Annotated in this window: 13 protein-coding genes; 7 read left to right on the plus strand and 6 right to left on the minus strand. The window is 66.1% G+C overall.

Annotation, left to right across the window (positions count from 1 at the left end):
- Positions 1–5: 5 nt before the first annotated feature.
- Positions 6–4,079, minus strand: a complete 4,074-nt coding sequence (locus AC1DSD_RS04815) for a glycosyl hydrolase (protein ID WP_478028777.1) — start codon at positions 4,077–4,079, stop codon at positions 6–8.
- A 147-nt stretch (positions 4,080–4,226) separates the two neighbouring features.
- Here AC1DSD_RS04815 and AC1DSD_RS04820 point away from each other — a divergent pair, with 147 nt between their 5' ends.
- Together AC1DSD_RS04820 and AC1DSD_RS04825 are read left to right on the plus strand one after the other, a co-directional pair.
- Complete coding sequence (locus AC1DSD_RS04820) at positions 4,227–5,828, plus strand: alpha-L-fucosidase (RefSeq protein WP_478028778.1); 1,602 nt, start codon at positions 4,227–4,229, stop codon at positions 5,826–5,828.
- 81 nt (positions 5,829–5,909) lie between these two features.
- Positions 5,910–8,021: a hypothetical protein gene (locus AC1DSD_RS04825; RefSeq protein ID WP_478028779.1), complete on the plus strand. Its 2,112-nt coding sequence runs from the start codon at positions 5,910–5,912 to the stop codon at positions 8,019–8,021.
- 241 nt (positions 8,022–8,262) lie between these two features.
- Here the strand turns inward: AC1DSD_RS04825 and AC1DSD_RS04830 are convergent, their stop codons facing one another.
- Positions 8,263–9,462, minus strand: a complete 1,200-nt coding sequence (locus tag AC1DSD_RS04830; protein WP_478028780.1) for an SGNH/GDSL hydrolase family protein — start codon at positions 9,460–9,462, stop codon at positions 8,263–8,265.
- Complete coding sequence (locus AC1DSD_RS04835) at positions 9,462–11,555, minus strand: beta-galactosidase (RefSeq protein ID WP_478028781.1); 2,094 nt, start codon at positions 11,553–11,555, stop codon at positions 9,462–9,464. The genes AC1DSD_RS04830 and AC1DSD_RS04835 overlap by 1 nt, the downstream gene beginning before the upstream one ends.
- A 198-nt stretch (positions 11,556–11,753) precedes the next feature.
- Between AC1DSD_RS04835 and AC1DSD_RS04840 the strand changes: the two genes are divergently transcribed.
- The 5 genes from AC1DSD_RS04840 to AC1DSD_RS04860 all read left to right on the plus strand — a co-directional run bounded on the left by AC1DSD_RS04840 (position 11,754) and on the right by AC1DSD_RS04860 (position 21,161).
- Positions 11,754–15,797, plus strand: a complete 4,044-nt coding sequence (locus tag AC1DSD_RS04840; RefSeq protein ID WP_478028782.1) for a glycosyl hydrolase — start codon at positions 11,754–11,756, stop codon at positions 15,795–15,797.
- A gap of 135 nt (positions 15,798–15,932) precedes the next feature.
- Entirely contained in the window at positions 15,933–16,688 is a 756-nt protein-coding gene (locus AC1DSD_RS04845; RefSeq protein ID WP_478028783.1) for a FadR/GntR family transcriptional regulator, read from the plus strand.
- A 110-nt stretch (positions 16,689–16,798) separates the two neighbouring features.
- Positions 16,799–18,622 carry a beta-L-arabinofuranosidase domain-containing protein gene (locus tag AC1DSD_RS04850; protein ID WP_478028784.1) on the plus strand — a complete coding sequence of 608 codons (1,824 nt, stop codon included), beginning with the start codon at positions 16,799–16,801 and terminating at the stop codon, positions 18,620–18,622.
- Positions 18,622–19,890, plus strand: a complete 1,269-nt coding sequence (locus AC1DSD_RS04855; RefSeq protein WP_478028785.1) for a ribulose-bisphosphate carboxylase large subunit family protein — start codon at positions 18,622–18,624, stop codon at positions 19,888–19,890. Before AC1DSD_RS04850 ends, AC1DSD_RS04855 begins: the two co-directional genes overlap by 1 nt.
- Complete coding sequence (locus AC1DSD_RS04860) at positions 19,887–21,161, plus strand: four-carbon acid sugar kinase family protein (RefSeq protein ID WP_478028786.1); 1,275 nt, start codon at positions 19,887–19,889, stop codon at positions 21,159–21,161. The genes AC1DSD_RS04855 and AC1DSD_RS04860 overlap by 4 nt, the downstream gene beginning before the upstream one ends.
- 155 nt (positions 21,162–21,316) lie before the next feature.
- Here AC1DSD_RS04860 and AC1DSD_RS04865 read toward each other — a convergent pair whose 3' ends face one another.
- The 3 genes from AC1DSD_RS04865 to AC1DSD_RS04875 are packed head-to-tail and all read right to left on the minus strand — an operon-like array spanning position 21,317 to position 25,334.
- Entirely contained in the window at positions 21,317–23,395 is a 2,079-nt protein-coding gene (locus AC1DSD_RS04865) for a beta-galactosidase (protein ID WP_478028787.1), read from the minus strand.
- 8 nt (positions 23,396–23,403) lie between these two features.
- Positions 23,404–24,669 carry an MFS transporter gene (locus AC1DSD_RS04870; protein ID WP_478028788.1) on the minus strand — a complete coding sequence of 422 codons (1,266 nt, stop codon included), beginning with the start codon at positions 24,667–24,669 and terminating at the stop codon, positions 23,404–23,406.
- A complete protein-coding gene (locus AC1DSD_RS04875) occupies positions 24,666–25,334 on the minus strand; it encodes an aspartate/glutamate racemase family protein (protein ID WP_478028789.1) in 669 nt (222 codons plus the stop codon). Before AC1DSD_RS04875 ends, AC1DSD_RS04870 begins: the two co-directional genes overlap by 4 nt.
- Between the last annotated feature and the right edge of the window lies 1 nt (position 25,335).

A 25,335-nucleotide genomic window follows, 5' to 3' on the forward strand; every position in this document is an offset into this window, starting at 1 on the left:
CGCGCTCAGCTCAAGCGGATGAACCGCGCGCTGCGTAGCAGGACGGGTCCGAGCAGGCCGGATTCGAGCAGCGGCGAGTCCGCCGAATAATGTTTCCAGGTGGTGAAGGCGACCCGTTGGCCGGATGGTTTGGGACGGCCGTCGCGGTACCAATCGGGTAGGCGCTCGATCCCGCCATCCCAGCCGAACGCATTGACCGTGTAGGCGTTCTCCGGCGGAAAGTGTTCGTCTCCGATCAGGCGGTTGGGCCAGAGGTTGGTGACGTGCACCTCGAGCAGATTGTCGCCGGCGCGCACCGCGTCGGTGACATCGACGCGGAAGGGCGGCTTCCACAGCGCGCCCAGGGGTTTGCCGTTGACCACGACGCGCGCAATCACCTCGACGCGGCCGAGATCGATATACAGCCGCCGGTCGCTCCCCAGCGCCGAAGCCGGAACCGCGAACCGCGTCCGCCAGGTCGCCGTGCCCGAAAAGTGCCGAACCCCGAAATCGGCATAGCGATGCAGCGACGCGAGGCGGTCGAGGGTGATCGCCGCCGGCGTGCCGAGGTCGGGCGGGAAGGAGACCTGCCATGGACCGGCAAGACCGACGGGTGGGGGGATCGTGGCAGCATCGATTTGCCGGTCGCCAAGGGCGTACCGTCCCGCCTGCCAGAGGAGCAGCCCGCCCGGGACGATTTCGCAGGCAGGCGGCGCGGTGGGCGCCGGGGGCTGTTCGGCGGCGAGGCGGCCGATCGCCGATCGATCGAGTACGTCCCGATGCAGCCTCAGCCCGGCGCTGTCGCCTTCGAACAATCGCGGCTGGTTGATCGTGGCGTTGAGCAGGGCGTGGAGCCGCGCCTTTATCGGCAGGCCGGTGGCGACCGGCTTCCCGTCGAGGAACAATGCGGTGCGGCCATTGTCGGCGGTCAGCGCGAGATGAGTCCATCCCGCGATCGGTGTCGGTGCCGACAGCACCGCGCGATAGCTGTCGCCTTCATTGGCATAAGCGATGACGCCGTTGCGACCCGCCGATAGCGCAACGGTGGCGTTGCCCGCGCCGTAGATCGTCTTGCCGGCGGGCGGATCGATCAGGAAGCTGGCGCCGGCGATCCCCAGCGTCTCCACGTTCCCACCGCGGGCGAGCGCGACGGCGCGTCCGGCCGCCAGTTTGGGTTCGGGGTTGGGCACGGCCATGTCGGGACTGATCGGCCACAGTTCGACCTCGGGCTTGATCCAGGCCGAAATCGTGAAGCGTCCCTCGGCCTCCTCGCGCGGGGCAGCGGGATAGGCGGCAGTCCGCAGCACTTCGGTCGCCGGTCCGCGCAGCGCGAGCGCCCCCGACGCGGTGCTCGGCTTGCGGAAGACGACGAAGCACGAGCCTGCCTCGTCGAGCCGAAGGGCAACGCGGATATGGCCGTCAGCCTGCTCATACACCGGCAGGGAATGGGTCTCCCCGGTCATCGGGTCCCAGCATTCGGGCTGGCGTCCGGCGACGCGGAAAGTCGCGACTAGATCCTCGGGACGCCGCCGCGCGTTGGACACGAAATAGATTTCCGCATCGGCGGTGCGGCGATGGATCCAGTGGATCTTGGCGTCGTTGGCGCGGGTCGAGATCGCGACGTCCGCCGCGAGCCCCGCCTCAGCCAACACCCGCTCAAGCGACACGCCCCAGAAGACGCGTCCCTTGCCGCAGGCGCGCGATGTCCGCGTCTTGCCGTCGAGGTCGCCCCACAAGCCGCTTGCCAGCCGTTTCACCTCGGCATCGCTGTTCGGATAGTCGCGCAGTCCATGCGAGCGTTCGACCCGCGCGCCGACCAGCCACATGCCCGCGTGGACCAGATCGTCGATCCTGGCCAGCGTCTCGCGCGTGATGCGTGGGTCGTCGGGCATGGCCAGCAATCGGTAGCGCATGCCGTCGGGCAGCACGATGTGATTGCCCTCGATCCGCGCGCGTTCGTGCAGCACATCGGCGCCGCACACGTCGTAATCGTGTCCCGCCGGAACCGAATGCGGCAGCCTGGGCCGCGGGCCCGACAAGGTGGCCGCGATCGGCTCCTCGATATCGACCGGGCATTGCACCGGAGAATTCTCGCCCGTGAAGAACAGGATATCGGCGACGAAATTGCCCGAGGACAGCATGTGCTGACAGCGCGTGGCATAGCTCAGCCACGGTTTGGCCTCGTCGAACCAGGTGTTGGTCCGGTCGAAATGGAATCCCCAGGGGCCCATCGTCATGCCGGGCCGCGCGGTCGGGTGCGGCTGCTGGGCATAGCGGTGGAACACGAAATGGTTGAGGCCGAGTGCGTACATCTCGTCGCCCAGGCCCTTCATCGCATAGGGATGCTCCTGCCAGCGCGACTGAGCCGGGCGGCCGGTGAAGGATTCGGCGCCGACGAAAGTCTTGCCCTGAACGTGCGCGGTGGTCGCGGCGACCTTGACCGAATAAGCGGCGGCGCCGCCGCGCACCCAGAATTCGCCCATCAGGCTGTCGACCTTGGCGCCGGGACGCTGGTCGTCGAACGGGCCGTTGCCATAGGGCTCGGTGAAGGACAGCAATCCGTGCTGGCGGCACAGATCGTGGAAGCGGCCGTAATAAAGGTCTTCCATCAGGATCGCCTGAAGGCGGCGCATGTCCCACAAAAAGCGTTCGGTCGTCTCAGGGTCGCCCACCAGCCGGCCGGTCAGTGCGGGCATGTATCTGGTCAGCGCATAGCCGCGCCGTGCCTCAAACTCGCGCGGCATGGCCGCGGTCCAATTCTGCATGCCGACTTCGTAACTGTCGATCAGCACACCCGCGAGCTGGCGTCGGCCGAGCCGCTCGAGCGCGGGGAGCAATTCGCGAAAATAGGCGTCGAAATGGAAGTCGAGCGCGTCGGCACTGAATTTGTCGCATTCCAGGCCGATGCCCGCGGTCGCGGCGGAAACGTTGCGCGCTCCCGTCGCGGTATGGCCGAAGCGGAGGATGGTCCAGGCGCCTTTGGGTGGCGTCCAGCGCAACCGGCCGTCGGCAGCCATAAAGCGACTGAGGTCGATCACCTGTGCCGGATCGATCGTGGCGCCCGGGTCAGACGCATCGGGCGTCTCGCCAATATTGGCATAGCGCCCCCAGCCGCCTTTGGCGCCGAGGTCAGCGACGCGCGGATCGGTCGACAGGCGGAGTTCCGAGAGGCGGCAGGCGGCCGGTACGCTCACCCGGTAAAAGCGCGCCGCGGTCTCCGCGAAATTGGCGACGATCGGCGGCGTGGTGTGGACGCGCCATGTCGGTACCGGCGCATGGGCGAGCCGACGCCAAGTCCTGCCGTCATCCGACGCCTCGACCGTGAAGGCGGCCGAAGGCGAGAAATTGGCGTTGTCCTCCGGCGGCGACGCCTGCAGCAGCATCGAGCGGGCGCGGTAGGGCGTGGCGAACTCGACCACGATTTGCGACGGCGAGTCGCCCGGTTTGACGTCGAGCGCGGTCGACCCGTCGCCATCAGTGATCAGCCGCACGTCGGCAGACGCGCCGTTGAGCGTCGCGCGGACGATTTGCCCGCGCACCGCCGCGCGGCCGCCCGGGAGTGCCGGATAGGCGATCACCATCGCGTCGCGATAATGATCGAGCCGGGTGAACGGGCGCGGCAGGACGCGGTCGATCGGAGCGCCATCGTCGACAGTTATTTCGCTCCACACGAGTTGCTGCATCCCGCGCTCGGGCGTGATCCAGGGGCCGCCGCTCGACGACCAGCCGGGGCAATTGTGCAGGACGAGTGTCAGCCCCAGCCGGCCGCATTCATCGGCGGCGTGACGGATCATCTTCACCCATTCGGCGCTCAGCGTCTTGGCCGGCCCCTGCGGAATGCCGCAGCCGACATCGAACATGTGGACGCCGCCGACTCCAACCCGCGCCAGCGCCTCGAGATCTAGCGTGATCCCCTCGGCGGTGACGTTGCCGTTCATCCAATGCCACCAGGTGTGCGGGCGCGCATCAGGGCCAGGCGATCGGAATTGATCGAGCAAGGCGTCGTCGCTCGCGGCCTCGCTCATTTCGGGCCAACTCAGCGTGACCGCGAAGCTGCCCGCAGCGGCGCCCGCCAGGAATTCGCGACGTCCGAGTCCCATAATCCTCTCCCGCCCATCGTTGGCGTTTGAACGTCGAATAATGTAATATGATACGATAATAAAGCTTGATCGGCCGGGGCGCGGTGATTTAGATCACGAGCCTTGGCGACGGGCATCAGCCGCGCGCCTCGACCGGGAGAGAGAGCGATGGCCACGCTGATCAAGAGCATCGCGCGCGGAGCGGCAATGGGCGTCGCGCTGGCATTGATGGCGTCGGCGGCGTCGGCCGAAATCCCGGGCTATCAGGCCAGGCTCGCCACCAAGCTGACCAACGTCAAAACGGGAATCGCGAAGGGGCCGTTCAAGTCCGACTGGGATTCGCTGCGCGCCGGATACCGCACCCCGGATTGGTTCCGCGACGCCAAGTTCGGCATCTTCATCCATTGGGGAGTCTATTCGGTCCCGGCCTTCGCCAACGAATGGTATTCGCGCAACATGTACGTGCCGGGCAACGCCGCCTACGAGCACCAGGTCGCGACTTACGGCCCGCAATCGAAGTTCGGCTACAAGGACTTTATTCCCCAGTTCAAGGCGGAGAAGTTCGATCCCGCCGCCTGGGTTCAGCTCTTCTCGGACGCGGGGGCACGCTATGTCGTCCCGGTCGCCGAGCATTGCGACGGCTTCGCGATGTACCAGTCCGACCTGACCGAATGGGATGCGGCCGAGATGGGTCCGCATCGCGACGTGGTCGGCCTGATCGCGAAGGCGGCGCGCGCCCGCGGCATGCATTTCGGCCTGTCCTCGCACCGCGCCGAGCATTGGTGGTGGTATTATATGGGGCGCACGTTCGATTCCGACGTGAACGACCCGAAATATGCCGGGCTCTACGGCCCCGCCGCGCCGATGGGCCTGCCCGCCGACGGCCCGACCAACTGGCCCGATGGCAACCAGCTCCAGGAATGGCTGCCGCCGAGCAAGGCGTTCATGGACGACTGGATGGGGCGCACGTCAGAGCTGATCGACAAATACCACCCCGAACTGATCTATTTCGACTGGTGGACCGCCGCGCCGATGTTCGAATCGCGGATGCGCGACACAGCCGCTTATTATTACAACCGCAGCGCGAGCTGGGGGTCGCCGGGGATCATCGCCTATAAAGGCGGCCAGTTCGCCGAGGGCAGTGCCCTGTTCGACATGGAACGCGGCAAGACCGATCAGCTCAGGCTGACGCCGTGGCAGTCGGACACGTCGGTCAGCCTGAAAAGCTGGGGCTATGCCAGGAACGACAGCTATCGCACCCCGCAATCTCTAGTCGCCGACCTGATCGATATCGTCAGCAAGAACGGCAATCTGCTGCTCAATGTCGGTCCCAAGTCCGACGGCACCATTCCCGACGAGATCGTCTCGGTGCTCAAGGGCATGGGCGGCTGGCTCAAGGTCAATGGCGAGGCGATCTACGGCACGCGTCCGTTCAAATATTTCGGCGAGGGGCCGACCAAGTCGGGCCAGGTCCGCGTTGGCGGCCAGGTCGAGCAGTCGGCGATCAAGGGCTTCACGGCGCAGGACATCCGCTTCACCGCCAAGGGCAACGCCGTTTACGCGCTTGGGCTGGCGCGTCCGTCGGACGGGAAGGTGCTGATCAAGACTCTCTATGCCGGAACCCCTTATCTCGATGCGCCGATCAGGAGCATCGAACTGCTCGATGGCGGCAAGATCAGCTGGCAGCAGACGCCGCAGGGGCTGAAGGTGAGCCTGCCCCTCGCAGCCGACGGGTCCTTCCCCTACGCGCTGCGTATTCGAACGCATTGATCACCGACTGAACGGCGGCCGGCATCGGGCCGGCCGCAGTCCGACACGCCGGCGCTCCAGCCCTTCACCGTCGATCACGAGGTGCGGGTCGATTCCCCCGCCGATGCACGGTTCGTCCATGACGGTCCCGCCGGCAGCCACGGTTTCATCCGCGTTCAGGACGGGCACCTTTATCGCGGCGACGGCAAACGCTTCCGCTGCTGGGGCTTCAACATGACCGGCTGGGCCAAGGGCTCGGCCGAGCTTCCCGATCACAAGGCGGCGGAGACCTACGCCGCGGCGCTGGCACGGATCGGCGTCAATTGCGTGCGGCTGCATTTTCTCGACCGCCCCGACACCGCGCTGCCGATCCGCAACGAAGGCGCTGCTATCTCGCCGACCGCGGGACCCTTCACGCATCCGCCGCGCGGCCTGATCCGCGGCGACCTGCCCGACAGCCAGCATTTCAATCCCGACCAGCTCGACCGGCTCGATTACTGGATCGCCGAGCTCAAGAAGAACGGCATCTATGCCGACTTCAACCTGAATGTCGGGCGCGTGTTCAAATCGGGCGACAACGTCCCTGACGTCGACCTGATCAACAACGCCAAGGCCTTCACCTATTTCGGGCCCGAGCTGATTGCGCTGCAAAAGGATTACGCCAGGCAGCTGCTCGGCCATCGCAACGCCTATACCGGGCTGCGCTATGCCGACGATCCGGCGGTGGCGTTGGTCGAGGTCGTCAACGAAAATTCGCTGCTCGAATTCTGGGCGCGCAACTGGCTGCGCGGCGAGCGGAGCAAGGACGGTCCCAACTACCAGCTCGACATGACGCCGCATTACGAAGCGCTGCTGGTGAAAATGTACAACGACTGGCTGGCGAAGAACCGCAAGCCCGCCGAGATTGCCGAACTGCACCGGATGGCGGGCGTCGCCGATGGCCAGCGGGTGCCGTTCATGCGCCGCGGCGACCATCCCGACGCGCCGCGGCTGCGGTTCGATGCCGAGATCGCCTTCCTCACCTCGGTCGAAGTCGATTTCCACGCCGAGATGAAGCGCTTCCTCAAGGATGAGGTCGGGGTGAAGGTGCCGATCATCCCGATGGCCGACCACACCTATTTCATGGCCAACCAGCCGCTGATGCGGACGCTCATCAAGTCCGACATCGTCGACGCGCATGTCTATTGGCAGCACCCGGCAATCTACGGCCAGCGCAACGAACCGATGGTCAATTCGCCCGAACTGTCCACCATCCTCAAGCTCGCGCGCAGCGCGGTGGCGGGCAAGCCGTTCACGGTCAGCGAGGTCAACCAGCCGTACCCGACCGATTACGCCGCCGAGATGATTCCGATCCTGGCCTCTTATGCCTCGCTACAGGATTGGGACGCGGTATTCTTCTACACGTTCGAGACCAAGGTCGCGGGCGAGTGGACGCCGATGATCACCGACCATTTCGACATGACGCTCGATCCGGTGGCGATGGCGCAAATGCCGGTCGGCGCGATGATCTTCCTGCGCGGCGACGTGTCGGCGGCGAAGACGATGCTGACACGCTCTTATTCGACCGACCAGATCAGCGAGGCGGCGCGGCTGCCGCGCGCGGCGATGCCCTATTACACGCCGGGTTTCGATGTCCGCATTCCGCTGGTCCACGGCTCGCGTGTGTCGTGTCTCGACTGCAAGCCCAGCCTGCCAGCGCCGCTCGGACCGATGAACCCGATCGTCTCGGATACCGGCGAGCTCAGCTGGTTGACCGACGGTGGCAAGAACGGCCTGGTCAGTGTCAACAGCCCGCGCAGCCAGGCATTGGTCGGCTTCGTCAGCGCCAACAACATAGAGACGCGCAACCTGTCGGCGCAGATCCGCAACCGCTTTGCGGTGATCACCTTGTCGTCGCTCGACGGCAAGCCGCTCAACCTGTCCAACCGCATCCTGCTGACCACAACGGGACGGGTCGAGAATAGCGGCCAGAAATGGGATGAGCGGGGATCGAACCTGACCGTCTGGGGCACCGCGCCGACCCTGATCGAGCCGATCACCGGCTGGGTTACGCTCAAGGATCTCGAAGGCGCAATCGGCGTGTTCGCGCAGCCGCTCGATGGCTCGGCGCGCCCGATCGGCAAGGAGATATCGGGCAAGATGATCGAACCGGGCTGGGAAATCCCGATCGGCAGTCCGGCGACGACCAGCTATTTGATCCGGGTTGAACGCTGATGCCTGGACCGCTTTGGCCTCAAAAGCTCGCTTATTCGCGTCCCTACCTAATCGTCATGCCGGGCTTGTCCCGGCATCCACCGTGCAACAACGCCTCAACTCGGTTGTGGAAGAGTGGTGTTCAAAGCGAAATCGTGTCCCCCGGACACGATTTTGGCCTGCCGGGGGCAGGCCAAAGCTTGAACACGGCACAAGGCCGGGGTGACGAAGTAATTGAAAGTCGGCGTCGGTAGCCGACCGCTTACCGGCAGCCCTGACCCACAATCACCGGCAGTGCGGTCTTCGCCATCCGTGCATAGCCGGCGTCGTTCGGATGCAGATGGTCGCCAATCTGCTCCGCCAGCCGCATCACGGTCGGCTTTCCGGGTTCGCCCATCGCGGCGTCGAAGTCGATCACGCCATCGAACCTTTTGGCGTTCGCCCGGATCCACGCATTGACCGTCGCGCGCCTTTGCTCACCCGCGGCGTCGGCATAGGCCGCGCCTTCATACGGCAGCAGCGTCCCGACGATCACCTTGAGCCCGCGTGCCTTCGCGCGCGCCAGCATCTGCTCGTACGCCGCGATCAGATTGGCGGCGGGAGGCTGCCAATCCTTGGGGTCGCGCACCTTGCCGATGTCGTTGATCCCTTCGAGGATCACGACATGGGTGGCGTTGGGCACCGCGAGCACGTCGCGGTCGAAGCGCGACAGTGCATCGGGTCCTCGGCCCATGCTGAGCAGACGGTTGCCGCTAATCCCTTCATTGGCGATCGCCCAGCACCGCCCGCGCGGACTGGCGGCGAGCAGGCGGCCGAGCTGGTCGGGCCAGCTCATCGCCTTCGATGCGCCCGCGCCCTCGGTGATCGAATCGCCGAAGGTGACCAGAACGCGCGTCGCGGCCGGGCTGGAGACCTCCAATCCGCTGACCACGCCCGGGGCTCGCGCGTGCTGCGGATTGGTCAGTGTGAGCGCGGTAGTTGCGTCCCCTGGAGCCACGTCGACCATCTGCGCATGGGCGGGCGGCGCCGCTTCCTCCGGATAATAGACCGTGATGGCGAGCCGCTCGCCGGCCGTGACCGGATAGTCGATCGGGTCGGACAGCATCGGCGCGCGGATCGGGATAATCGTGTCGGGCGCGCCCGAGAAGGTCAGCGAGCGCAGGCTGCCCGCGACCGGTCTGTCCTGCGCGTCGAGCCGCACGACCGACACCGCGCCGATGCGCAGCGGGACGTCCGACAGCTCGTTCGAGAAGCGTACGCGGATCGCCCGACCAGCGATCCCGGCACGGAGATCCTGGCGGACGCTCTCGTCCTTGAATGGACGGCCGAGCGCTTCCTTGATCTTGGGCTCATACCCGATCGGCGGCGCGGCCCAGCCGGGCACCCAGCGCTCCGGCGTTCCGGCAGCGGCGACGGCGAGCAGGCCGATCAGCGGGAGAGCGAGGGTGAGGCCAGGTTTCATCATTTTCCTCCGCGAGCGATTTCAAACAAGGCCACGCCATGCGCGGCGATCCGGCCGCCAGCCCAGTCGTCTCCGACAGGGGAGGCGCCGGCGGGCAGCGCGACCGGATGCGCCACATTGCCATGATTGATGACGATGACCAGGCGCTTGCCGCCGCCGGCGCGCTCGGCGATCTCGAGGTCGGGATCGGCGCCCGCGACGATCGGCGCGATCTTGGCGTCGTCGAGCAGATTGGCGGCAAGCTTCGCCATCGTCGCGGCGTCGAGCCAGGCGCCGACATAGGTAATGCTGCCGCGGCCGACCGCACGCGTGACGATCGCCGGCTTGCCGTCGAGCCAGCCGCCGGCATCGCGATAGGTCGCCAGGGTGCGGACGTCGCGCGCGACCGGCGTCAGCGCTTCAGCCCAGATTGACGCTTTGCCTTCCACGCTGCCGGCAATGCCGACATCCTGGTCGAGTGCATAGAATTGCTCGACCCGCGCACCGAGCAGATCGGTCAGCGGCCCTGGCTGGCGCTGCGGCCACAGAGCGTTTGCATCGTCCTTCATGCCGGAGCGCGGCCCGAGCACGAGATGCCCACCGGCGCGGACATAACGGTCGAGCGCCTTGGCCTGATCTTCGGTCAGCACGTTGAGATTGGGCGCCACGACCAACGGGTAGCGTGACAGATCGGCCTCCGCCGGCGCGATCGCCACGCCCTGCGCCTGGACGCGCAACGGGCGGTAGAAATCGGTGAACGCCTTGACCGGATCGAAGTCGCGATGATGGCGCTGCAGGTCGATCGCCCAGCGGCTGTCGTACGAGAAGATCATCGCCACGCGCGCGACCGGCGCGGTATCGGCGAGCAATAGAGCGGCCTTGGTCAGCTCGCTCGCGGTCCTGGCGATTTCCGGCTGGATCGGATTAGGCTCGCCGTCCTGTCCCAGGATCGCGCCGTGATAGGTTTCCTGCCCGTTGGCGGCCGGGCGCCATTGCCAGTAAAGCACGGCATCGGCGCCATGCGCGACCGCTTGCCACGCCATCTCGCGCACCTGGCCGGGATCGAGCGCGCGGTTGACCGGGACCCAATCGACGCGCCCGGGCTGCGTTTCCATCAGCCAGAAATTGCGCTGCTTGTAGCCGCGGACAAGGTCGTGATTGGCGCCGTTCGCCACCCAATCGGGGCGCCCGTCGGGAATGTAATTGTCCCACGCCGCGATATCGAGGCCGCGATGCATGGCGAAATGGTCGAAGCCCGCATTCCAGAACATCGTGTTGGTGGTGACGAACATGCGCGGATCGATCAGCGGGCGGATCGCCTGCACCTGGTTCTGGACATAATCGATCCAAGTCGCGGTAGTGAAATGCTTGAAATCGAGCAGCAGCGCCGGGTTCTGCTGGCCGGTGGCGTGGAGCGGCACCTGCTCGAAATCGTTGTAATATTGGCTCCAATATTGCGTCGCCCAGCGCTTGTTCAGCACCTCGATCGAGCCGTAGCGTGCCTTGAGGAAAGCGTGCCAGGCGGTGACCGCCTCGTCGTCGAACGAGGGCGGGCCAACCTCATTGTCGATCTGCCAGCCGACCAATGCGGGATTGTGGCCGTAACGTTTCGCCATCTCGGTCGCGATCCGGCGGCTGAAGTCGCGATAGCGTTTGCTCGCGAACGAGAATTGCCGGCGCGCGCCATGGCCGGCGCGCGCACCGTTCTCGTCGACGCGCAACACGTCAGGATATTTCTGGGTGAGCCAGGCGGGCGGCGCCGCGGTTGGGGTGCCGAGCACGACCATCATGCCGTGGCGTTCGGCCGCCGCGATAGCGCGATCGAGCCAGGCGAAATCGAAGCGGCCTTCCTCGGGCTCCATCTGGCTCCAGGCGAACTCGCCGATGCGCACAATGTTGAATCCCGTCGCCTTCATCATGGCGAGATCGGCGTCCCAGCGCGCCTCGGGCCATTGCTCGGGATACCAGGCGGTGCCGACCGCGATCGCCGGACGAGTCGCGAAGGCGGTCGCGCGTTGGGGGAACGGGATCGATGCTTGCGGCGGTGTCGACAAGGCCGGTGCGCCCGTCGCCAACGTCGCAGCCAGCAAGGCGATGATTCCGCGAATCGACATCCCATCCCTTTGATTTTGTCTGGCTATTCTTGCGGCTGCACCGGCGGGCCGTTGCGGCGGAGATCATCCTAGCGAAATCATGGCCTTGCGCCAAATAATATGTTTATATGATGTTTGAACGATCCCGCGACAGGGGATCGCGGCATCGGGAGAGGACCGGGAATGACTGGAATCGGGCGATTCGCGGCTGGGTGCGCCATGGCGGCGCTGGCAGCCGCGGCCTGGGCAAAAGATGCGCCGGTGTCCGCGCCGGCACCTGCAGCCACACCGGCCGATCCCGATCCGGCGACCTTCCGCAATCCGCCGGCGGATGCCCGGCCCAACACGCTCTATTTCTGGATGAACGGCAACGTCTCCAGGGAAGGGATCGATGCCGATCTCACGGCGATGCGCGACGCCGGGCTCGGCGGCGCGATGATGTTCGACGGCAGCAGTGATGTGCCCAAGGGGCCGGTCGATTATCTCAGCCCGCAATGGCTCGACCTGATGACGCATATGATGGAGCGGGCCAAGGCACTGGGGCTCAAGGTCGGGCTGCACAATGCGCCGGGCTGGTCGTCATCGGGCGGGCCATGGATTACGCCCGACCGCTCGATGCAGCAGATCGTCTGGAACGAGACGACGATCGCCGGCGGCAAGCCGGTCGCGATCAAGCTGCCGCAACCGTATACCAAGAAGGATTTCTACCAGGACGCGGCAGTGCTCGCTTTCCCCGCGAGCGACGGCGACGAGAGCGTCTATCGCGCCGCGATCGCCTCGATGCGCGTCGCCGGTCCCGTCGCGGCCGGCGTACTGACCGACCGTGACCTGCACAGCTCGGTCGACATCGCGCCCGATGCGCCGCTGGTGATCGAAATGAAGGCGCCGTTCACCGCGCAGGCGGTCACGCTCTACGGCGATATCGAGGCCAAGGCCTTTTCGGCGACGATCGAGGCATCGAACGATGGCCAAACGTGGCAGAAGGTCGGCGAGGTCTCCGCGCCGGTCCAGCACGAGCGCGGGATCGAAGCGCCGGGCAGCATCAATTTTGCACCTGTCACCGCGCACTATTTCCGCGTCACGCCCAAGGGGGCGTTCAAGCTCGCCGAGGCCCTGTTCTACGCGACGCCGCGGATCGACGATTGGGGCAACAAGGGCGAGCATCTGTTCCACATGCTGCCCGCGGCCGAGGCCCGTCCGTCCGACCTGATGGCGCGCTACGCGATCGACCCCAGCAAGATCGTCGATGTTACCGCACGCGTCGATGCGTCGGGCACGTTGCGTTGGACGCCACCACCGGGCCGCTGGACGATCCTGCGCTTCGGCCACACCACGACCGCGCACCTCAACGTCTCCGCGTCGGATTCGGGGCGTGGGCTCGAAGTCGACAAGCTCGACGCCGCAGCGACCGACTTTCAGTTCAAGAGCAGCGTCGACCGATTGGTCAAGGCGTCGGGCCCGCTCGCCGGCTCGACCTTCGACATGCTCGAGATCGACAGCTACGAGGCCGGGCTGCAGAACTGGACGGCCGCGCTGCCCGCCGACTTCCAGAAGCGTAACGGCTATTCGATGCTGCCCTATCTGCCGGCGCTGACCGGGCGGATCGTCGGCGATCTCGATACGTCGAACCGATTCCTGTTCGATTTCCGCCGTACGCTCGCCGACCTGATGGCAGACAATTATTACGGCCGGATGCAGGCCAATGCGAACGCGGCGGGCTTGCGATTCCATGTCGAGGGCTACGGCCCGGGCCCGTTCGACGAGCTCCAGGTATCGGGCCGCGCACAAGTGCCGATGACCGAATTCTGGACGCGCACGCCGTGGACCGACAATCGTTCGGTCAAGATGGTGTCTTCGGCGGCGCACGTCTACGGCAAGCCGGTCATCGCCGCCGAGGCGTTCACCGGCGAGGCGGAGACCAGTCGCTGGCAGGACTATCCCTATGCGATGAAGCTCCTGGGCGATCAGATGTTCGCGCAAGGGTTCAACCAGGTCTTCTTCCACCGCTACGCCCACCAGCCCGATCCCAACGCCGTGCCGGGGATGAGCATGGGGCCGTGGGGGATCAATCTCGAGCGCTCGAACACCTGGTTCGCGCAGTCGAAACCGTGGATGGAGTATCTCGCGCGCAGCCAATATCTGCTGCGCCAGGGCACCTACGTCGCCGACGTCCTCTATTTCGTCGGCGAGGAAAGTCCCAACCAAGCCGAATATGTCCGGCCCGACGTGTCGCCCGATACCAATCCGAAGATCGGGCAATATTTCGATCCGCAAATGCCGCCGGGCTATAATTACGACCTGGTCAATGCCGAGGTGCTGCTGACTCGCGCGCATGTCGAGGATGGCGCGATCGTGCTGCCCAACGGGGCGCGCTACCGCTTGCTGGTGCTGCCGGCGACCTTGTCGAGCATGACCCCGGCGCTGGCCGAACGGCTTCGCGCGCTGGTCGAGCAAGGCGCGACGATCCTGGGTCCCAGGCCGCAACATTCGCTCACGCTCGTCGGCAGGTCCGAGGGCGATCGCGCCTTCGAGACGGCGGCGGCGGCGCTCTGGGGCAGCGGCCCCGCAGCGGCGCCGGCACGTTCGGTGGGCAAGGGCAGGGTGCTTCCCGGCGGCGGCATCGGCGCCGCGCTTGCCGGCATGAAAATAACGCCCGACGCGCAATGCCGGACCGATAGTCCGGATGGCCAATTGGTATGGCTCCATCGCCGACTGACGGCGAGCGACATGTATTTCGTCGCCAACCGCCAGCGCCGCGCGGAAACCGTGCGCTGCACCTTCCGCGTCGGCAATGCCGTGCCGGCGTTATGGGACCCCGAGACCGGCAAGGTCGCCCGCCCGGCTCTGTTCGAAAGTGGTGCCGATACGACGACAGTCTCCTTCGACCTGTCGCCGGCCGGCTCGACCTTCGTCATGCTCGATCCTGCGCGCGGTGCGCAGGGCATCAAATGGATCGCGCGCGACGGCCAGCGCGTCGCCGATCTCGACGCCGCGCCGGCCAAGGCCGCGCCCGCGCCCTCGGACAGCTTCACCCTCTCGCTCTGGGCCAAGCCAGACATCGATCTCCGCGTGATGCCCGACGAGAAGATCGAGGGACGGATCAACGAGACAGGCAAGAATTACCTGATCAACGCCCGCTCGGGCCGCGATCTGCACGGTGAAGGAACGGCGGTGGCCGGCCTTGCGATCGGCCGCAATGGCGCGATGGTGATCGAGCGCGTCTCGCCCGATGTCGTGCCCGCCGTGCTGGTCAGCCGGACCCCGATCAGCGGCTGGACGCACGTCGCGTTGGTCTATGATAAGGGCGTGCCGAGCCTCTATCTCAACGGTAAGCTGGTGCGCACCGGCTTGAAGAGCGGGCGCCATGTGTTCGCGGGAGGCAGCGATGCGCCATCGCCGACCGGCGTGACCTATTTCTTCGAGGGCAATGCGACTCCGCTCGCCACCGTGCCGCGCGCGCTGACCCCGGCCGAGATTGTCGCGGACGCCGCAAAAGGACCGCCGCTTCCGACCATCGGTGCCTCGCCTGTGACGCTGACCCGGCGCGACAGCGGAAAGCTCGATGCGCTCGCCTGGCGCGGCGGCAAGTACACCACCGACAGCGGCGCCAGTTTCACTGCCGCGGTGCCGGACCCGATCACGGTCGACAGTCCGTGGACGGTGCGGTTCCAACCGGGCAGGGGGGCGCCGGCCGCCGCCACGTTGCCCCGCCTGGAATCGCTCAGCCGCAACGCCGATGACGGCATCCGGCATTTTTCCGGCACCGCCACCTATGAACGCGAGATCACCATTCCCGCCTCGGCGCTGCGCAAGGGGCGGCGCGTCTTTCTCGACCTCGGCCGCGTCGAAGTGCTCGCGAGGGTCACGGTCAACGGCAAGGATATCGGCGTGGTGTGGAAGGAGCCGTATCGCGTCGACATCACTAATGTCGTCCATCCCGGCGCCAACACGGTGTCGGTCGCGGTCACCAACCTCTGGGTCAACCGCATGATCGCCGACGCCGCGCTGCCCGAGGAGGGCAACTACGTCGACGGCGACTGGGCAATCGGCGAGCGCGTCGGTGCCGACGGCAAGAAGACCCCGATCATGGCGCGAAAGATCACGGCTTTCCCCGATTGGTACAAAGCCGGGCAGCCGAAGCCACCCGGCGGCCGCGTCACTTTCTCGCCCTGGACCTTCTATTCCAGGGACGAACCGCTGGTGGATTCGGGGCTGCTCGGTCCGGTCCGCGTAGTGTTCGCCGACGAGATCGAGCTGAGGTGACCGCCATCGCATCCTCGACATCCGAACCCTCGTACGGCTGCCGCTTGCGCGCATCGAGTTCCGGCCCTTATTGTCATACGGTTTACGACCCCGATCGGATTTCCGGCACCGGGCGATCGGAGGAGACCAATGACGATGCAATCCCGTCCTGATTTCGGAAGGGTCGCCGACGCGACCTTGTCGAACGCGGACCAGGTCGCACGCTCGATCGGCAGCGATATCCTGTCGGGTGTCTTCGCGCCCGGGTCGAAATTGCCGTCCGAGGCCGAGATGCTGGCGCGGTTCGGCGTGTCGCGCACCGTGTTGCGCGAGGCGTTCAAGACCTTGACCGCGAAAGGCCTGATCGTTGCGCGCACACGCGTCGGCACTACCGTGCTCGACAGCGTCCACTGGAACTTCTTCGACGCCGACATCCTGGCCTGGAAAGTCGCCCAGGGACTGGATGTGGACTTCATCCGCGACATCGCCGCGATCCGCATGTCGATCGAGCCGGCGGCGGCCGAAGCGGCAGCCAACCAGGCGAGGCCCGAAGACATAAAGATCCTGCGCTGCTGCCTTGCCCGCATGGCGGAAGCGACGAGCAGCGCGAGCGATTTCGCCCATGCCGATCTCGATTTCCACAAAGCGGTCGGTTACGCCTCGGGGAATGTGCTGATGCGGTCGCTCGCGGCGGTGATCGAAACCGCTCTGCTCGCGTCGTTCCGGCTGAGCTCGCCGGTGCGGGAGGCGGAGGTGCACGAAGAGAGCGTGCAGGGCCATACCCGCATCGTCGATCTGATCGAAGCGGGTGACGGCCCCGGCGCGGCACAGGCGATGCGCGCGATCATCACCCACGGCCTCGACCGGCTCGAGCGTGCGAGCGCATCGCGCAAACGCAAGACAACGAAATAGTCCTTCACTCGGCTTCGCCGCCTTGCGGCGCAAATGATACTATTATATCACAAGAGCAGGATCGGCTTGGCCGCGCTGTTCGTAGGTCGCCGAGTTTTGAGAGGATTGCCATGACAGGCTTGAAAAAGGCCGACTTGTCCCGCCGCGACTTCGTCCATTGCGTGGCGTGCGCGACTGCGGCCGCGGGGTCGCTGGCCACGTCGCCGATGGCGCTTGCCGCGCAGCAGGCAGTATTGCGTGGCAAGGAAGCGGTGCACGAATTCCCGTACGGCGCCGTCCGTCTCACCGGCGGGCGGATCAAGCAGCATTACGACCATATTGCCGCGCATTACCTCGCGCTCGACAATGATCGCCTGCTCAAGGTCTTCCGTCAGAATGCCGGTCTGCCGGCGCCCGGCCCCGACATGGGCGGCTGGTATGACGCCGACGGCTTCGTGCCGGGTCTCGCTTTCGGCCAATATGTCTCCGGCCTCGCACGGATCGGCGCCACCACCGGCGACAAGGCGGCTCACGCCAAGGTCGCGACTCTGGTCGACGGCTTCGGCAAGGCGATGGTCGCTGCCAAGAACCCCTATGCCGGACCCAAGGCGCAGGAGCAGTGGGCGGCCTATGTCATGGACAAATATGTCGTCGGCCTGGTCGATGCCTATCGCTTGAGCGGAGTCGAGCAGGCCAAGACGTTGCTGCCGATGATCATCGACAAATGCATGCCCTATATCTCGCCCGTCTCGCGCGACCGCGTCGGCAAGGTCGATCCGCCTTATGACGAGACCTATGTCCTGCCGGAGAATCTGTTCCACGTCGCCGACATCACCGGCGACGACAAATATCGCGCCATGGCGGTGCATTACCTGCTCAACAAGGAATGGTTCGATCCGCTCGCGGCGGGCCAGGACGTGCTGCCGACCAAACATGCCTATAGCCACACGATCGCGCTGAGCTCGGGCGGCCAGGCCTATCTCCATCTCGGCGATCCCAAATATCGCAAGGCGCTCGAAAATGCCTGGACCTTCATGGAGCCGCAGCGTTTCGCGAGCGGCGGCTGGGGGCCGGAGGAGCAGTTCGTGCCGCTCCATCAGGGCAAGCTCGCCGTCAGCCTCAAAACCTCCAAGGCGCATTTCGAAACGCCGTGCGGCAGTTTCGCCGACATGAAGCTCGCGCGCTATCTCACCCGCTTCACCGGCGCACCGGTCTATGGCGACGGGCTCGAACGCACGCTCTACAACACGATGCTCGCGACGCGGCTGCCCGACAGCGACGGCGACTATCCTTATTATTCGAATTACGGCGGCGACGCCGAGAAGCTCTATTACCAGAAGAAATGGCCGTGCTGCTCGGGCACGCTCGTCCAGGGCGTCGCCGATTACGTCCAGGGCCTCTATTTCCACGACGACAATGCGCTGATGGTCAACATGTATGCCGGCTCGGAAGTCCGCTGGGACCGTCCCGGCGGCGCAGTCGAAGTCGTGCAGGAAACCGATTATCCCGCGACCGATCACATCCGCCTGATCGTGCGCAAGCCGGGCAATGGCCGTTTCGCGCTGAAGCTGCGCATTCCGGCCTGGACCAGGAACGCATCGCTCCGCGTCAACGGCGCGCCGCAACCGGTCGCGCCCGGCACGCTGGCGACGGTCAGCCGCGCCTGGAAGGCAGGCGACGTGGTCGAACTGACGCTGCCGCAGCCGCTGCGCACTCTGCCGATCGATGACCAGAACCCGAATCTGGCGGCGGTGATGCGCGGCGCGGTGATGTATGTCGGACTCAACCCCTGGACCGGGATCGGTGACCAGACGATCGCCTTGCCGGCGGCGCTCGAGCCGATGCCGGGCCAGACCCAGTCGTATCGCGCGCATGTCGACGGTCGCGATCTCGTGTTCGTACCGTATTTCAACGTCGATACCGAACGCTACAACACCTATTTCAAGACCGCCTGATGACCGAACCCCGGATCAGCGCGACCTATTGGATCGAGACCGCCTTTCCGCTGCAGCAGGCCGCGGAGACGATGGCCGGCGAGCAATCGACCGGCACTTTCGTGCGCGTACCCGGCGAGACCGACGAGCTGCGCGCGGCGCACGCTGCGCGGATCGAGGATGTGATCGAGCTGGGCGAGGTCGCGGCGCCGTCGCTACCGGGCTCGGGTCTGCCCAAATCGGGCGACGCCACGCGCCGCGCCGCGCGGGTGACCTTGTCCTGGCCGGTGTCGAACATGGGGCTGTCGCTGCCCAATCTGCTGGCGACGATCAACGGCAATCTCAGTGAGCTCAAGGCGTTTTCCGGGCTGCGGCTGATCGACGTGAAGCTGCCGCCCGAATTCCTCGATCGCTATCAGGGTCCGCAATTTGGCGTCGCCGGCACGCGTAGGCTGGCGGGGGTGTTCGACCGTCCGATCATCGGCACGATCATCAAGCCGAGCGTCGGCCTCTCGCCAGAGGCGACCGCCGAGCAGGTCCGCACCCTGGTCGAGGCGGGAATCGATTTCATCAAGGATGACGAGCTCCAGGCCGACGGGCCGCATTGCCCGTTCGAGGCGCGGGTCTCGGCGGTGATGCGCGTGATCAACGACCATGCCGAGCGCACCGGCAAGAAAGTCATGTACGCCGCCAATCTGACCGGCGAGATCGACGAGATGCTGGCGCGCCACGACCATGTCGTCGCCGAGGGCGGCACTTGCGTGATGGCGAGCATGAATTCGATCGGCCTGCCGGCGATGAAGGTGCTGCGAGCGCATTCCCAGCTGCCGATCCACGGGCATCGCAACGGCTGGGGCATGCTCGGCCGCTCGCCGGCGATCGGGATGAGCTATATCGCTTTCCAGAAATTGTGGCGCCTCGCCGGGATCGACCACACGCACGTCAATGGCATCGACAACAAATTCTGCGAGAGCAATGAGAGCGTCATCGCCTCGGCGCGCGAATGCCTGACGCCGATGTTCGATCCGCCGCATCCCGGTTGCGAGATCATGCCGGTCTTCTCCTCGGGCCAGTCGGCCAGACAGGCCGCGCCGACCTTCGCCGCGCTCGGTTCGGTCGACTGCATGTTCGCGGCCGGCGGCGGGATCATGGCGCATCCCGGCGGCCCGGCAGCGGGCGTGCGCGCGCTGCGTCAGGCATGGGAAGCGGCGGTTGCCGGCGTACCGGTGGAAGACGCCGCGCGCGATGCACCCGAACTGGCCGCGGCTTTGGGGGCTTTCGGGGGGTGACGCCACTCTACGCTTTCTATGGCGACGATTTCACCGGATCGACCGACGTTCTCGAGCAATGCGCCGATGGCGGGGTGCCGGCGGTCCTGTTCCTGCGCGAGCCCGATGCCGCGTTGCGCGCGCGTTTTCCCGACGCTAGGGCGATCGGCCTCGCCGGCGACAGCCGCAGTCGCTCGCCTGGATGGATGGACGACCATCTGCCCCGCGCCTTCGCCAGCCTCAGCGATGCCGCGATCGTCCATTACAAGACCTGCTCGACGTTCGATTCCAGCCCGCACACCGGCTCGATCGGGCGCGCGCTGGACCTCGGTGTTGCTGCGTTCGGCGGTCCGGCGGCGATCGTCGTCGGCGCACCACATCTTCGCCGCTATGTCGCGTTCGGCAATCTTTTCGCGGCGGCGGGAGCGGAGATATTCCGCATCGACCGCCACCCGACCATGTCGCGCCACCCGGTCACGCCGATGCATGAGGCGGACCTGATCCGGCATCTCGGCGACCAGACCGATGCGCGGATCGCCCTGGTGCCGATCGATCGCATCCACGCCGACGAAACCGATGCGGCCTTTGCCGAAGCAGGCGACGCCGCGGGCGTCCTGTTCGACGGACTGTCGGTCGACGACCTCGTCGCGACCGGCGCGGTCCTGCTCGGCCGCAAGGTGAAATTCGCGGTGGGCAGTTCGGGCGTCACGCGCGCGCTGGTGCTGGCATGGCGCGCAGCGGGGATCGTCAAGGGCGAGCCGGATCATGTCCGCGCACCCGAAGTCGACCGGCTGCTCGTGGTAAGCGGAAGCTGCTCGCCAGTGACGGCTGCGCAGATCGCGCGCAGCACGGCCGACGGCTTCACCACGATCCGCGCCGATGTCGACGCCTTGCTGCGCGGCGAAAGCGCGGAAGAAGAGCGGCTGGTGCAGGCGGCCGGTGGCGCGCTGGGCGAGGGCGGCCGCGCGGTGATCCATTCGGCGGAAGGCCCGCTTGGAGCGGTCGCCCCAGCGGCAGGCGATCGCCTCGGCTCCGCGCTTGGCCGCGTGGCCGGAGCGGCGATCCGTCAGGGAGGGTTGCGCCGCGTGCTCTTCGCCGGCGGGGACACGTCGAGCCACGGAGTCGCGCAGCTCGGCATCGATGCTTTGACCTGGGCCGCGCCAATCGAACGCGGGGCACCGCTGGTGCGTGCGCATGCCCAGGATCCAGCGATCGACGGTCTCGAACTGGTGCTGAAGGGCGGTCAGATGGGCGGGGAAGAGTTCTTCGAAGCTGTCCGCCGCGGCGGGTAGGAGCTCCTAAAGATCCTCCCCGTTTACGGGGAGGGGGACCGCCGCCGAAGGCGGTGGTGGAGGGGGACCTCCACTCAACGATCCCGAAAAGGAAAACCCCCTCCACCAAGCCGCTGCGCGCCTTGGTCCCCCTCCCCGTAAACGGGGAGGATTTTTCAGGGCTTGCTCTTCAACAACACCGCCACACCCTGCGCCGGCAGCGTCACCGACTTCACCTGACCACCCGCCAGCACGTCGGCCATGGCCTCCGGCAACTCTACCGTCCGATCCTCGGTCCCATGATTGATCAGGATGACGATCGACCGTCCCTGGCCCTGGCGCGTCATCAGCTCGACATCCGCCGGTACGGCGAAGTCGCGCATCACGCCGGCGTCGCGCATGGCGGCACTGATCAGTCCGTCCATCACATGATCGTCGACCAAGGCGCCGACATACGTGATGCTGCCCTTGCCGACCTTGCGCGTGATCGCCGCGGCCTTGCCGTCGAGCCAGCCATTGGCCTTGCCATAGGTCAGCACAACCCGCGTGTCGGGCGAAGTCGGCGTCAGCTGCTCGGCCCAGATCGAGGCGGTGCCGTCGCCGACCGTGACCTTCTCATCCAGCGCATAGAATTGCTCGACCCGCCCGCCCAGCAACTCGGCGAGCGGGCCGGGCTGGCGTTGCGGATCGAGACGATTGAATTCGTCCTTCATTCCCGATCGCGGACCGAGGATCAGGTGCCCGCCGCGCCGGACGTAATCGGCCAGCCGTTTCGCCATCGCATCGGTGATGACGTTGAGGCTGGGCGCGACGACCAATTTGTAACCGTCCAGAGGCGCATGGGCAGCTTCGACCACGTCGACCGCGCCGAGCGCATCCTTGAGCGGACGGTAATAGTCGAGCAGCACCTCGATCTGGTCATAGTCGCGATGGTGGAGCTGGAAATCGATCGCCCAGCGGCTCGGATAATCCTGCAGCAAGGCGACCGGCGACACCGGGCTGGTGCCGGCCAGCACCGGCGAGGCCTTGGCGAATTCGCGGCCCAGCGCCTGGAGCTCGGGATAGATCGGCAGCGGCTTGCCGTCGGGCCCGACCACCGATCCGTGCATCGTTTCCTGGCCGTTCAGCGCGTTGCGCCACTGCCAATAGAGCACCGCGTCGGCGCCATGCCCGATTGCCTGCCACGCCATCGCGCGCGTCTCGCCGGGGTAAAGGATGTTGCTGACCGGCGCCCAGTTCACGAAGCCCGGCTGCGTCTCCATCACCCAGAAATTCCGCCGCTTCCATCCCCGCACCAAATCGTGCGTCGCGCCGTTGCGATAGGGCTTGAGATGCCCGGTGCCGACATAATCGTCCCAGGAAGCGAGATCGAGGTCGCGGTTGATCGCGTAGCGGTCGAAGCGATTGGCCCAGCCGAGCCCGCCCAGATTGACGGTGATGAACGGCATGGGGCCAACTACCGCACGAATGGCGTCGCGCTGGTTGCGATGGAACTCGCCCCATTGCGCGGTGATGAAGCGCTTGAGCTCGAGCATCCAGCCGGGATTGCCCTTGTCGGTGTTGAACGGCACCTGGTCCCAGGCCGTATAGGTCTGCGACCAGTAAGCGGTGGTCCATGCCTCGTTGAGCGCGTCGAGCGTGCCATAACGCTGCTTGAGCCAGGCGACCCAGGCCGCGCGCGCCTCGGGATCGTAGCTTTCGTCGGTCGGCTCGTTGCCGACCTGCCAGCCGATGACATTGGGCTCGTCTTTCAGCGCCTGTGCCATGCGCGTGACGATGTCGCGGGCGAGCGTGCGGTAGCGTTGCGATGAGATCGAGAATTGCCGCCGCCCGCCATGCCCCAGCCTCTTGCCGCTACCGTCCACCTGAAGCGTGTCGGGATATGTCTCGGTCAGCCAGGCGGGTGGGGTATCGGTCGGCGTGCCGATCACGACCTTGATGTCGTATTTGGCCGCGAGCTGGACGGCGCGGACCAGCCAGCCGAAATCATATTGGCCCTCGCTCGGCTCCATACGGCTCCAGGCATATTCGCCGATCCGCACGACATTGGCGCCGCTCGCTTTCATCAGGCCGAGATCCTCGGGCCAGGCGCTTTCGGGCCATTGCTCGGGATACCAGGCCGATCCGAGCCACAGCCGCTCGTTCGCGACCGGGATGGCCGAGGCCTTGGCGGCCTGAGGCCGCGCCGCCGCCGGCATGGCCAGGCTCGAAGACAGCATCGCCGCGCAGGCAACGGCGAGGGCAGTCTTGCGCATCGTCGCGGTCACGCCAGCACCGGGTCCGCTTCGGGCGGCCTTTTGTGATCGAACCCCTTGGTGCAATCGATCACCGCGAACAGCAGGCCGGCGATCAGCACCATCGCCGCGACGCCGCGCAACGGAAGGTCGTAACTGCCGGTGCCGGCGATCATATAGCCGATCACCACGGTGCAAATGAATCCGCCGAGGTTGCCCGCCGTGTTCATCACGCCGCTCGCGGTACCGCCATAACGGCCACCGATCGCCATGCACATCGCCCAGGCCGCGGGCAGCATCAGATCCATCACGCCGAACGCCAGGCCCGACAGGATGATGATGACCAGCCGGTCGCTCGCGATGCTCATTCCGACCAGCAGGGCCGCGGTAGTGCACAAGCAACTGCAGGCGATCAGACTATAAGCGCGGCGGATGCCGATGCGCTGCGCCAGCCGGTCGCACAGCACGCCGCCGATCAGGTTGCCGACCACGCCGAGGAAGAAGGGGATCGAACCGTACAGCCCCATCTCGGCGACGCTGAACCCGACTCCCTTGACCATCCAGGTCGGAAACCAGTTGAAGAAGAACCAGCTGCCGAACGCGTAGAAGAAATAGGCCAAAGCGATCAGCCACAATTGCGGCAGCGCGAGCAGCTTGCGCCACGGCGTGCCGAGGTGCCCGCCGCTCTCGTCGCTGCCGATCTCGACGACTTCCTCGCGCGATATGCCGGGCTGGTCGGCAGGCTTGTCGTGGAACCAGCCGCGCCAGACGATCGCCCAGACAAAACCGACCAGGCCGAGCGCGATGAACACTGCGCGCCAGCCGAAATACGCCTCGAGTGGCACCAACAGCAGCGGTGCCATCCCGCCGCCGAACCGGCTTGCGGCCCAGATCACACCCTGGCCGCGTGCGCGCTCGCGGGCCGGCATCCAGCGGTAGAGCACGCCGGTCATGTTGGGGTAGGCGCCCGCAGCGCCCAGGCCGAACAGGAAGCGCGAGGCGGCCATCTGCCAGAAGTTGTGGCATGCGGCCGTGATCGCGGTGAAGAACGACCACCAGACCGTAATCCGGGTCAACTCACGGCGATAGCCATGGCGGTCGCCCAGCGCGCCCGACGGGATCTCGAACACGGCATAAGCGAAGACATAGGCGCCCATCACCCAACCCCATTGGTCGGGCGTTATCCCCAACTCCTTCTGGATGCCGGGTCCGGTGACCGAGATCGCCATGCGATCGAGGAAGGTGATAATCGACAGGACCGCCAGCAAGCTGACGACCGCGTGCCGCTTCTTCACTTGCCCAGGCTCGCGAGGACGTCTCGCGCGCGCTCCATGCCGAGTTCGGGGCTCGAATAGACCGGCGCCGATACCGCGCCTTCGGGCAAAGCGGCGACGACGCGCGCCATCGATGCCTGGGCAAGGACGATCGCATCGACGCCCTTCATTCCCTCGGTCAGCCCTTCGCTGACGATGCGATCATGCGTCGCGCCGTCACCCGCCATCACCGCGTCGAACGCGCCCTGGCAGAGATGCTCGACGATCTCGATCTTCTTGCCCTGTTCGGCAGCGACCCGGCGGACCAGCTCGGCGGTTGGTTCGAGCGTGGTCGACAGGGTCGCGACCACACCGATCCGCTGGCCCGTCGCGACCGCCTTTTCTGCCATAGCGCGATCGACGCGCAGCACCGGCTGGTCATAAAGCTCGGCCGCCATCTCGACTGCACGGCCGATCGAGGAACAGGTCACCAGGGCCACATCGCATCCGGCATCGAATGCGGAGCCGACGAGGCGGATGACCTGTCGCATCGTCGCCTTCTGCAGATAGCCGGCGGCGATCGTGTTCTTGATCGTGCTCTCATCGACGAAGTGGAGCAGGCGGACATCGGGCATCACCCGCGCGGCGATCTCGTTGAACACGGGTGCCAGCATCGGCGAATTGTGGATGAGTCCAAGCGTGGCCACG

The sequence above is a fragment of the Sphingomonas sp. P4_D12 genome (assembly GCF_056401895.1).